General features: G+C 66.4%; 12 protein-coding genes. 6 read left to right on the top strand and 6 right to left on the bottom strand.

Annotation, left to right across the window (positions count from 1 at the left end):
• Window positions 1–56 precede the first annotated feature (56 nt).
• From ACO1BU_RS22095 to ACO1BU_RS22110, 4 genes are all read right to left on the bottom strand, one after another.
• Complete coding sequence (locus tag ACO1BU_RS22095; RefSeq protein WP_481133231.1) at window positions 57–794, bottom strand: cytochrome c biogenesis CcdA family protein; 738 nt, start codon at window positions 792–794, stop codon at window positions 57–59.
• A gap of 13 nt (window positions 795–807) precedes the next feature.
• On the bottom strand, window positions 808–1,326 hold the full coding sequence (gene lspA / locus ACO1BU_RS22100) for a signal peptidase II (RefSeq protein ID WP_424138133.1): 519 nt from the start codon (window positions 1,324–1,326) through the stop codon (window positions 808–810).
• Window positions 1,319–3,442 (bottom strand): heavy metal translocating P-type ATPase, encoded by a 2,124-nt coding sequence (locus ACO1BU_RS22105; RefSeq protein ID WP_424138134.1) that lies wholly within the window; start codon window positions 3,440–3,442, stop codon window positions 1,319–1,321. The genes lspA and ACO1BU_RS22105 overlap by 8 nt, the downstream gene beginning before the upstream one ends.
• Window positions 3,443–3,534: 92 nt before the next feature.
• A complete protein-coding gene (locus tag ACO1BU_RS22110; RefSeq protein WP_424138135.1) occupies window positions 3,535–3,783 on the bottom strand; it encodes a heavy-metal-associated domain-containing protein in 249 nt (82 codons plus the stop codon).
• Window positions 3,784–3,877: 94 nt separating this feature from the next.
• Between ACO1BU_RS22110 and ACO1BU_RS22115 the strand changes: the two genes are divergently transcribed.
• Window positions 3,878–4,306, top strand: a complete 429-nt coding sequence (locus ACO1BU_RS22115; protein WP_424138136.1) for a MerR family transcriptional regulator — start codon at window positions 3,878–3,880, stop codon at window positions 4,304–4,306.
• 77 nt (window positions 4,307–4,383) lie between these two features.
• On the opposite strand, the gene ACO1BU_RS22120 is transcribed toward ACO1BU_RS22115, so the two are convergent.
• Window positions 4,384–5,400: a nitrilase-related carbon-nitrogen hydrolase gene (locus ACO1BU_RS22120; RefSeq protein WP_424138137.1), complete on the bottom strand. Its 1,017-nt coding sequence runs from the start codon at window positions 5,398–5,400 to the stop codon at window positions 4,384–4,386.
• Window positions 5,401–5,698: 298 nt separating this feature from the next.
• Between ACO1BU_RS22120 and ACO1BU_RS22125 the strand changes: the two genes are divergently transcribed.
• Together ACO1BU_RS22125 and ACO1BU_RS22130 are read left to right on the top strand one after the other, a co-directional pair.
• Window positions 5,699–6,166 carry a DUF411 domain-containing protein gene (locus ACO1BU_RS22125; protein WP_424138138.1) on the top strand — a complete coding sequence of 156 codons (468 nt, stop codon included), beginning with the start codon at window positions 5,699–5,701 and terminating at the stop codon, window positions 6,164–6,166.
• Between the two features lie 246 nt (window positions 6,167–6,412).
• Complete coding sequence (locus ACO1BU_RS22130; protein WP_424138139.1) at window positions 6,413–6,640, top strand: GDCCVxC domain-containing (seleno)protein; 228 nt, start codon at window positions 6,413–6,415, stop codon at window positions 6,638–6,640.
• Between the two features lie 128 nt (window positions 6,641–6,768).
• Here the strand turns inward: ACO1BU_RS22130 and ACO1BU_RS22135 are convergent.
• Window positions 6,769–7,532, bottom strand: a protein-coding gene (locus ACO1BU_RS22135; RefSeq protein WP_424138140.1) for an IS5 family transposase whose coding sequence is annotated in 2 segments (ribosomal slippage) — window positions 6,769–7,188 and window positions 7,191–7,532 — 762 coding nt in all. Because the reading frame shifts where the segments join, the coding sequence is not laid out codon by codon here.
• 445 nt (window positions 7,533–7,977) lie between these two features.
• Between ACO1BU_RS22135 and ACO1BU_RS22140 the strand changes: the two genes are divergently transcribed.
• The 3 genes from ACO1BU_RS22140 to ACO1BU_RS22150 all read left to right on the top strand — a co-directional run bounded on the left by ACO1BU_RS22140 (window position 7,978) and on the right by ACO1BU_RS22150 (window position 9,460).
• Window positions 7,978–8,241, top strand: coding sequence for a type II toxin-antitoxin system prevent-host-death family antitoxin (locus ACO1BU_RS22140; protein ID WP_424138141.1), 264 nt, complete (start codon window positions 7,978–7,980; stop codon window positions 8,239–8,241).
• Window positions 8,234–8,683, top strand: a complete 450-nt coding sequence (locus tag ACO1BU_RS22145; protein WP_424138142.1) for a type II toxin-antitoxin system PemK/MazF family toxin — start codon at window positions 8,234–8,236, stop codon at window positions 8,681–8,683. The genes ACO1BU_RS22140 and ACO1BU_RS22145 overlap by 8 nt, the downstream gene beginning before the upstream one ends.
• Before the next feature lie 171 nt (window positions 8,684–8,854).
• On the top strand, window positions 8,855–9,460 hold the full coding sequence (locus ACO1BU_RS22150; protein ID WP_424138143.1) for a hypothetical protein: 606 nt from the start codon (window positions 8,855–8,857) through the stop codon (window positions 9,458–9,460).
• Window positions 9,461–10,344: the final 884 nt, after the last annotated feature.

Below are 10,344 nucleotides of genomic sequence, written 5' to 3' on the forward strand. Positions count from 1 at the left end.
TTCGCGGTGTGGCTGACAGCGCATTAGGCGCGCTTCTTAGAAAACCACTGCGCCGCTCATCCAATGCTCCCGAGCCAGGGGAAGAGTTGGAGCATCAGGATGGCGAAGTCGGTCAGGTGGCCGGTAATCATCGCCACCCCCATCGCCACCATGACGCCGCCCGCCACGATCTGAAGAACGCGGCCGAGGCGCCGCAGGCTTCGGAACGGGCCGCGCAGGAAGGCGTCGGCGAAGGCGGCCACCAGCAGGAAGGGCACGCCCAGCCCGGCCGCGTAGGTGGCCAGGAGCGCAATTCCGAGGTGGCTGATCTCGCTGGTGGCGGTCAGCGCCAGGATGGCGCCGAGAACCGGCCCAATGCAGGGCGTCCAGCCGAAGGCGAAGGCCAGCCCGAGCACGTAGGCGGAGAGCGGCGTGCCGCCGCTGAGCGTCGGCATGAAGCGAAGGTCGCGCTGCAGCGGCATCAGCCGCAGGACGCCCGCAGTCATCAGGCCGAACAGGATGACCACCACCCCGCCCACGATCCCGGCCTCGTAGCGGTAGCGCAGCAGGGCCTGGCTGAGCGCCGAGGCGCCCGCGCCCATCGCCACGAAGACAGTCGCGAAGCCCAGGACGAAGCAAAGGCCGAGGCCGACCGTGGCGAGGCGACCGGGCGTAGCGCGATCGGCGGCGACCGAGCGACCGGCGACATAGGAGACGTAGCCGGGCACCAGCGGCAGCACACAGGGCGAGAGGAACGAGACCATCCCCGCCAGGAAGGCGGTCAGGAGGCCGGACATCTGGAGGAGCGGGTTCACGGCTGTCCCGTCCTCAGGGTCGCGCCGCGGAAGTCGGCGCGCCCGCAGGTTCGCTCCGCCCGCCGACGAGGAGCAGGAACGCGACGCCGACGAAGATCGCGGTGTCGGCGAGGTTGAAGGCCGGCCAGTGGTAGCCAGCCACGTGGAAGTCCAGGAAGTCCGTCACGGCGCCGTGCCGCAGCCGGTCGACGACGTTGCCCAGGGCGCCTCCGGCGATGAGGCCGACCGAGGCCGCCATCTCCGTGCGCCGGTCGCGCGTCGTCCAGACGACGAGGCCCGCGATGACAGCGAGCGCGAGGCAGGACAGGAGCCAGGGCGTCGCGGGGTGGTCTGCCGACAGCAGGCCGAAGCTGACGCCCCGGTTCCATCCCAGCACGAGGTTGAAGAAGGGGGTGACAGGGATGACGCGGGGCGGATCCATGAGATGGGTCAGCACCCACCACTTCGTCGCCTGATCCATCGCGAAGGCCAGCGCGGCCGTCGCCGCGCTCCAGGTCCAGGCGAGACGCGCTCTGGGCAGCCCCTCAGCCATGGGCCACGCCCTTGAAGCGGTATCCGAGCAGACGCAGGGCGTTGAGGGTCACCAGCACCGTGGCGCCGGTGTCGGCCAGCACGGCGGGCCAGAGGCCGGTGATGCCGACCACCGTCGTCACCAGGAAGACCGCCTTCAGGCCGAGGGCGATGGCCACGTTCTGGTGGATGTTGGCCAGGGTGGCGCGCGACAGCCCGACCAGGGCGGCCACGTCCATGACGCGGCTGTTCAGCAGCGCGGCGTCAGCAGTCTCCAGGGCCACGTCGGTCCCGCCGCCCATGGCGATGCCGACCGAGGCGGCGGCGAGCGCGGGCGCGTCGTTGATGCCGTCGCCTACCATGGCCACGGGTGCCTGCGCCTTGAGGGCGCCGATCTCGCGCAGCTTATCCTCGGGTAGCAGGCCCGCCTGCACCCTGAGGCCGAGGGTCCCGGCTATGGCCTGTCCCGTCCGAATGTTATCGCCCGTCAGCATGACAGATTGGACGCCCAGGGCGTCCAGCGCCCGGATGCCCGCCGCGGCGTCAGCCCGCGGCTGGTCACGCACCGCGATCAGGCCGGTATGGGCGCCGTCCACGGAGACGATGACCACCGTCTTCCCTTGACCTTCCCATTCCGCAATCGACCTTTCTGCGTCTCCTGGGAGTGACGCCTGCTCGGCCGAATAAGAGGGTGATCCGACCGTCACGCGCTTACCGGTGACGACGGCCTCCACGGCTTTGCCCGGGATAGCCCGGGCATCCTTGGCCGGGCGCAGCGGGATACCGTCTGCCTCCGCCCGCTCCAGGATGGCGCGGCCAAGGGGATGGCTGGAGCCATTCTCCACGGCGGCGGCGAGGCCGAGCATGGTCCGCTCCGAGCCAGAAAGGGCGAGGACATCGGTGACGCGCGGGCGGCCCTCGGTCAGGGTACCGGTCTTGTCGAAAGCGACAGTGCGGATCCGGCCGATGGTCTCTAGGGCACCGCCCCCCTTCACCAGCAGGCCCCGCCGGGTGCCGACGGCGAGGCCGGAGGCAATGGCCGCGGGCGTCGAGAGGACGAGGGCGCAGGGGCAGGCGACCAGCAGCAGCGCCAGGCCGCGGTAGATCCAGGTGTCCCAGTCCGCGCCGACAACAAGCGGCGGCGCGACGGCGACCAGGGCCGCCACGGCGACCGCGATTGGCGTGTAGATGGCCGAGAACCGCTCGATGAAGCGGGCGGTCGGCGCCTTGGCGTCCTGCGCCTCCTCCACTAGGCGAATGATGCGGGCGATGGTGTTGTCCGAGGCGGGCCGGGTCACGCGGACCTGCAGCGCGCCGGAGGCGTTGATGCTGCCCGCGAAGACGGGGGCGCCCTCGGCCTTGGGAACAGGGACGGACTCGCCGGTCACCGGGCTCTCGTCCACCTCGGATTCCCCCTCGGCCACCTCGCCGTCGGCCGAAACACGGTCTCCCGGACGGACCAGGACGAGGTCGCCGACCTTGAGGCTGGCGGCGGGCACCTCCCGTGCCGCGCCGTCCTCGATGCGCAGCGCGGTCCTCGGCACCAAGGCGCCGAGCGCCTCGATGCCCGCGCGGGCGCGCCCGGCCGCGACGTTCTCAAGCAGCTCGCCTATGGTGAAGAGGAACACCACCACGGCCGCCTCGGAGGTCGCGCCGATGGCGATGGCGCCGACGGTCGCGATCGACATCAGCATCTCGATGCTGAAGGGCGACCCAGCGCGCGCCGCGGCGATGGCCTTGCGGCCGAAATAGACGAGGCCGAGCAAGGCGGCGGGCAGGTAGACCCAGTGGTCCAGGGCCGGAACGGCGAGCGAGACGCCGAACCCGGCCACCATAAGGGCGCCGATCGCCGCGGCGAGCCGCGCCTTCTTCCCCTTCCACCAGGACTGGCGTGGGCGAACGAGCGCCAGTTTGTCGTCGGCCGCGCCAGGCTCGCCCGCGACCACCCGCGGCGCCTCGACCGGGGCGACGCCGTAGCCGAGCTTGCGGATCTGCTCCTCGACGGCCGAGCGCGGCGTGGCCGCCTCGTCCAGCCGGAAGGCCAGGACCTGGCTGTGGTAGTTGACCCGGATATCCTCGGCACCGCCGAAGCGGCCGACGGCCGTCTCGATCTTGGAGGCGCAGGACGGGCAGTCCATACCCTCCACGTGGTACCGCAGGGCCGACCTGGACCCGGGGGTCAGTTGAGCCGTTCCACCATCAGCCATCGCCTTCACCCCGTCCTTGCCAGTCACGCCAAGGGCGCGACGCCGTAGCCGAGCTTGCGGATCTTCTCCTCGACGACCGACCGCGGCGTGGTCGCCTCGTCCAGCCGGAACTCCAGGGTCTGCGCCTTGTAGTTGACCTGGATGTCCTCGGCGCCGCCGAGCTGCTCCACCGCGTCCTCGATCTTCAGGGCGCAGCTGGAGCAATCCATGCCCTCGACCCGGTAGTGCAGGTCCACCCGCGTTCCGGGCGACGTGGTTTCGCTGTTGGCCATCGATCGCCTTCCCTTTCCAGGCATGCCCCCGCTGGTTGGCGCAGGGACGGAAGGCTCCCTACATGGACCCTGTAGTCGCTACAGGGTCAAGGGAATGGCTTCGGAAAATTCGTTGAACATCGGCGCCCTTGCGAAGGCGACCGGCACGAAGGTAGAGACCATCCGCTGGTACGAGCGGGTCGGCCTGCTCCCGATGCCCGCCCGCAGCGCCGGAAACTACCGGACCTACGGCGAGGATCATCTCGGCCGCCTGAGCTTTATCCGGCGGGCCCGGGACCTCGGCTTCTCGCTGGAACAGATCCGCGCCCTGCTCGACTTGGCCGAGGACCGCGAGCGCTCCTGCGATGCGGTGGACGTCATCGCCCGCGAGCACTTAGGCGAGGTGGACCGGAAGATTGCCGACCTCCAGGCCCTGCGCCGAGAGCTGGGTTCGATCATCGGGCAGTGCCGTCACGGCAACGTGGCGGATTGCCGTATCATCGAGGCGCTCGCCCCCTCCAAATCGGATCTGCGCTTGTCCTGATGCAGGCCACTGGCCGCAGTTCAATGCTCCTATGTGCGGAATCCGGTCGAGAGTCCGGCGCAGCCGTGTTCAACGGCTCAGCCGAGACGAAACGAGATGTGACGGAACTTGGAAACAGCGGTCGCATGCCGCATGCGATTCTGCTCAAAGAGCCGCTGCTGCTCACGCTCCTGCTGCAGGAGGCTGAGATTGATGTCCGCCATCGCCATCCGGTTTCCGGCTTCAAAACGCGGTGTCTCAGCGAGCAAGGTCCCATTCTCGAATATTGACGTCTGGCCATCCCAGGCCAGATCGGTCGTGGACTCGCCCATACCGGCCGCGGTGTAGATGTAGGCTGCCCGGCACCGAGCGGATTGCGCTTGGCACAGCATCCGCCGGGTATCCGCCTTTCCAACTGTGATGTTGCTGGCGGAAAGATTCACAAGCGTCGTGGCCCCAGCCAGGGCCGCGGCCGCACTCGGCTGAACCGGGATCCACATGTCCTCACAGATCTCAACATGGAACACGAACCCCGGCCTATCCTCCGCCACAAAGAGGAGATCCGGACCAAAGGGCGCAATGTGATCTCCAAAACCAATGGTGGAGCCCTCCATCCCAACTCCGGACGCGAAGTAACGCCGCTCGTAAAACTCGCGGTAATTCGGGAGATGTATCTTCGGTACCACCCCAAGCATCCTGCCGCGATGCAGGATGACGGCGGTGTTGTAGAGCCTTCCCTTGTACCGGAGTGGAGCCCCGACAACGATTACCGGCATTAACTCGCGCGAAGCTTCGATGATACGGCCGATGCCCTGCTCAACGGCATCCAACACGACGTCCTGATAGAAGAGGTCGTCGATTGAGTAACCCGTGAGACCAAGTTCAGGGAAAGCAGCAAGCGCTACTGACTGTTCGCTGCATGTGCTTGCGACCCGCATAACGGCATTGGCGTTCTCTAACGGGTCGGCGAGGCAGCATTGGGTGGCGCATGCGGCAATTCGTACAAAGCCGACACCGTGCTCTTTAGGGGCCGAGTGGGGCGTGGCGGCGTCGTCCGGCTGGAGCACCAAGACGTGCTCCTCGGCGCCTTCGTCCTGCGATTCGGCATCTCCCATCGACGCCTCCCTACCTTCCCGGTCGCTTGGTCAGCGCATCTAGGCTTCTTACATGGACCCTGTAGCCGCTACAGGGTCAAGCGATGGCAGGCTGGTCGCGGTCATCTCCACGACCTCCGTCTTGACCTCCCCACAAGGGAAAATCCCATCTCCGGAGAGATCACAGGCCCCGATCAGCTCTGAATGGACGGTGGACATGAACATCGGGCAGGCCGCAAAGCCCGGTGGCCCGAAAGCGGGAAGACGAGACGCGAGGCGCCGAGCGCCGGAACAGATCACGCCACTCGAGGAGCCATCAATGAGCGACAACACCCTTCCCGCCCTTGCCAGCAGGCGGTCCATTCTCCGCATGGGCTTCGCTGTGGCTGCGCTGCCGGTTGGCATCGCCCATGCCGTCCAGCCCGTCCGGATCGAGGTCTGGAAGGATCCGAGCTGCGGCTGTTGCGAAGGCTGGGTCAAGCACATGCGCGCAGCAGGCTTTGAGGCCACCGTGCACGAAGTGGCTGACCTCCAAAGCATCAAGGCGACCAACAACGTGCCGGACACCCTCCAGTCCTGTCACACGGCCGTCGTGGGCGGCTATATCGTCGAGGGACATGTACCCGCCGCCGACGTGCACCGCCTGCTTGCAGAACGCCCACGGGCCAAAGGGCTGTCCGCTCCGGGGATGCCACCCTCTTCGCCGGGCATGGACATACCCGGCACACCCTACGAGGTCGTTCTGTTCGGCGTGCCTGGCGGCGATCGGGTCTGGGCACGCCACTAACAGCATCACCCGGAAGCGGCTGGCTGAAAGGAGATGGCTGCCAACAGCCGCCGCGATATTTTCATACCATGAAACGCACATAGCATTTTTTCGGTGCGTTCCGCCTCTGGTGGCAATGACAGGTGGTCGTGCTTTACGCGCCGGGGGCGGAGTGCTTCCGGCCGGCCGGCCGGCGCCTTACCTTGGCAGGACTAGCGTTCAGGCTCACCCTGCTCGTCCTTAACTACACATCGCACGAGGTGCCCGGTGCTTCTGGAATCGACCATAACCTGCCCCGCTTGCGGCGCCGCCAAGGCGGAGACGATGCCGACCGACGCCTGCCAGTTCTTCTACGACTGCACCAGTTGCGGGACGCTGCTCCGGCCGAAATCGGGCGACTGCTGCGTGTTCTGCTCCTATGGGACGGTGCCCTGCCCGCCCGTTCAGGTCGACGGCAAACTCAGCTGCTGCGCACCGGCCAAGTCTGAAGGGTAATCCCTTCCGCGACAGTTTACTGCTCGGAGCCCTGACCGAAATCCCCGATTCCAACACAGGGCTGTTCCGAGAACGGTCGGCTTCGGAACAGCCTTGGCCCCAGGACGTCCGCTAGGTTCTGTGGACACTTACCTCAACCAGAGGACGATGGCTGCGAGGGTCACGACGGCGAGGTAGTTTCTTGCGGTCTTTTCGTATCGCGTGGCGACGCGGCGGAACTGCTTGAGCTTGGCGAAGCAGCACTCGATCAGGTGGCGCTGGGCGTAGAGGTGCCGATCAAGCGGGTACTTGCGGGCGCGGGACGGGTTGTTCGGGATGACGGCCACGGCCCCTTTGGCAGCGATCGCGTTTCGTAGGGGATCGGCGTCGTAAGCGGCATCGGCCATGACGACCTCTGCGGGCAGGCCGTCGATCAGTGTGTAGGCCTGCGGGCAGTCGCCTCGCTGCCCGCCCGTCAGGAGGAAGCGCACCGGTGCACCGAGGCCGCGCACCGCGAGGTGGATCTTGGTGCTCAGGCCTCCGCGGGAGCGTCCCAGGGCCTGATCTTCAGGCCCCCCTTTTTGGCGCCAGCGGCGTGCTGATGGGCGCGAATGATGGTGCTGTCCACGATCAGATACTCAAAGTCGGCATCGTCGGACATGGCCTCGAAGATGCGCCGCCAGACGCCCTTCTCGCTCCAGCGGCTGAAGCGGCGGAAGGTGCTGTTCCAATCGCCGAAGACCTCGGGAAGATCGCGCCAGGGCGCGCCCGTGCGCACGATCCACAACACGCCCTCGACGAACAGGCGGTTGTCTCGGCCGGTAGACCCTTGCTGATCCGGTCGCCCAATGACCAACGGCGCCATCCGCTCCCACGCCGCGTCGCTCAACACCAGCCGGTCCAACACACCCAAGGCCGCCCCCCATCACCAAAGTCGGATGATCCCTTTGATGCCTCGCACACCGATGTATAGTCTCTCGATATGCCCAGCAAGCCGAACCTTGTAGCAGCCCAGCGTCCCGCTCCGGACTTCACGGACCAGACCTACTAGGCGGGCACGATCAAGATGGCACTGTCCCGCTTCTTCGTCCTGCAGGTGCTGCACGACGGTCCGGCGTACGGCTACGACATCGCCCGTGGCCGCAGCAGCCAAGGGAGGCGCCAAAGGGGGTGGCGCACAGCTCACGCCTTTAGGTGAGACTGTTCTCACTGCTTATCGTCGCCTTGAGCGCCCCGTGACCGACGTTTGACGCTTTGCGACTCCTCTCCTTTAGCTCGTGTTATGTGCATTACATGCTAAACTTGAGTTTACTGCGTAATGCGCTTTATACAGGATTGACAGCAGCAGGAGCATTTCCATGGTCGAGCCGCTCGCCGTGCCCGCGGCCGAGGTGCAGCGCCGCTTCGCGCTCTACCAGGACAAGGCGCTCACCCAGCCCGTGGCCGTCACCAGCCGCGGCCGTCCGCGCGTGGTGATGATCTCGGTCGAGGAGTACGAGCGGCTGCGCCGCCGCGACCGCCAGGCGATGATGGTGGAGGAACTGCCGCCCGATCTGATCGAGGCGATCGCTGCCGCTCAGCCCTCCGAAGAGTCGCGCCGCTTCGACGACGAAATTGCCTGAGTCGCATCGTCTCGCCCTGCCGGTCCCGGGCGAAGTCATCCGCTACGCCTACCTTTGGACACACGAGGTCGGTGAAGGCCGCGATGAGGCGCGTAAGGACCGTCCGTGCGCGGTCGTGATCACGACGACGGACGCCGCAGGCGTCTCGTCCGTCATCGTCGTGCCCATCACGTCGCGCGTACCGGCCGCACCCGATGAGGGGATGGAGATTCCCGCTTCGACCCGCCGACGCTTGGGCTTGCAGGACGAGCAGTGCTGGGCGGTGCTGACGGAGGTGAACCAGTTCGTTTGGCCCGGCCCTGACTTGCGGCCTGTGGCCACGGGTGCGGGATCGAGCTGGAGCTACGGCCCGCTACCGGCCGCCCTGTTCGTGCGTCTACGCGATGCCATCGTCGCGCGCGCTCGTTCGAGGGCGCTGCGCGTCACTAGGCGGTCGGTCTGATGCTACCTCAGCCCAACCCACCTTACATGGCCAAGCCGGCTTTCCGGGTCGGGAGCAGATGGATCTGTCGGCATACCTGCCGTTTTCCGTTATGATCACGTCATGACGGATGAGAGCCCGCCTTCTCAGGCCCCTTCCAGGCGCCGCCTGCCCTGGGAGCTTCACCCCTCCTTGACTGAGGAGCGCCTGACGGCTGCAGCCCGCCTCCTGGCGCGTGGCCGGTCTGACGCAATCGCCTCAGCGGACTACTGGGCCGGCGACGATGCGTGGTCGATCGGGTGCCGAGCCTACGCCTTTTCTAAACACCAGCTCGCGCGAGCCGCCGAAAGCGGGCGGTACGCTTGGCTCGGGGTGCTCGATGAGACCCACCACTTCGTCTTCTTGATCGAGGGCGTACCGGTTCGCTTCTATCGAGGTGACGCCGAGGACCCATCCAAGCGGACCCTGCGCCAGCAGGAGAACGAGGCCGAGCAGCTCGCTCTAGCCCTTGGAAGCGACGGCTCAGAGGGGCTGATGTTCCGCTTTGCGGTAGAGACAGAGCTAGACGGGACGGTCAAGCGCATTGTCTTTCTTGCGCTCCGCGGCGAGGCGGGGCGGGTGGAGTGCTTCTGGCCCGCTCCGCTGAGTGACGGCCCGGATGAGCGCCGGAACAGCCGTAACTTCCTGCAGCTGCCTCTCAGCGCGGGTGCGAAGATGGCTGCGCGTCCGGCCCAGGCGCGCAATCGCGCAGGCTCAAAGGCATCTTCCCGGGAGCAGGGCCAGCTAGAGGGCGCGTAGCCGCCCCGCCGTTAACGGCTGCTGCGGCCGATTCATCCCTAGAGAAGCCCAGGCTTGTCCCTGCGCCTGCGGGAGAGCCGCGTGCTGGTGCCAGGATGCCTCGTGCAGGTCCTGATTGCAGCTGTCGTGTCCAGATCCCAGCCATCGCCCCGTCCCACAAGCAGGTCGCCCTGGGCCCGGGGAAACCCGAACCGCTCGGCTGCGCAACGGCGTGCTTCGGCGCCCCTGAGGTCTGGCGAGCCACAACACGACAACTCCTCCCTGGCGGAATATCCCCGAGGCCAGGAAGCCCGCCAGCATGTCGCTTCTCTACTTCGCAAGCCAACTTCTCGTTGTTCCAATCCTCGTCTCAATAAGTGAAATATAAAATCCTCTTTTGTTCCTGTTAGGATATCCGGCGTTTAGTCCTTGTTTCGGTAGCGCTCCGTGAAACCGGTTGCCTAGTTCTCGCAGGTTCAATACCGTCATGGGCAGAAGCACCACAGCGGTTTTGTGAAATGACAAAAGCACTTCTGGTGGGCTTGGTGGTCTCTGTTGTGCTCATCCCAGGCGGGGCCGCTCGGTCGGAGGACTTGTGGGGGTGCGAGGTTGCGCTGTGCTTGGCCAACCCGGACGGTCCCACTGCAGCCCCGGCGTGCCACGCGTCAATGGAGCGACTGGCGAAGCACTTGCGCCGAGGTCGCCTGTTCCCGCGGTGCAACCAGGCCAACTCCGTCCCGGCTGCCGGGGTCGCAAATTCGGGCGGTCAGCAGCCGGCGGTAGCCACCCAATGAATTATCGTTACGCACTCATCGAGTTGTGGGCAGACCCGCATTCGCCGCATACCCTTCGGGCTTCTGAAGGGAAAAGGGGCCGGTGGGCAGCAGATTCGTGTCGGATGGGGA

This window comes from Roseomonas chloroacetimidivorans (genome assembly GCF_049629625.1).
GTDB classification, from domain to species: domain Bacteria; phylum Pseudomonadota; class Alphaproteobacteria; order Acetobacterales; family Acetobacteraceae; genus Roseomonas; species Roseomonas chloroacetimidivorans.

Coding starts and splice junctions, on each gene's coding strand:
- lspA (WP_424138133.1), bottom strand. CDS start 1,326: ATGGCTGAGGGGCTGCCCAGAGCGCGTCTCGCCTGGACCTGGAGCGCG.
- ACO1BU_RS22105 (WP_424138134.1), bottom strand. CDS start 3,442: ATGGACTGCCCGTCCTGCGCCTCCAAGATCGAGACGGCCGTCGGCCGC.
- ACO1BU_RS22110 (WP_424138135.1), bottom strand. CDS start 3,783: ATGGCCAACAGCGAAACCACGTCGCCCGGAACGCGGGTGGACCTGCAC.
- ACO1BU_RS22115 (WP_424138136.1), top strand. CDS start 3,878: ATGGCTTCGGAAAATTCGTTGAACATCGGCGCCCTTGCGAAGGCGACC.
- ACO1BU_RS22120 (WP_424138137.1), bottom strand. CDS start 5,400: ATGGGAGATGCCGAATCGCAGGACGAAGGCGCCGAGGAGCACGTCTTG.
- ACO1BU_RS22125 (WP_424138138.1), top strand. CDS start 5,699: ATGAGCGACAACACCCTTCCCGCCCTTGCCAGCAGGCGGTCCATTCTC.
- ACO1BU_RS22140 (WP_424138141.1), top strand. CDS start 7,978: ATGGTCGAGCCGCTCGCCGTGCCCGCGGCCGAGGTGCAGCGCCGCTTC.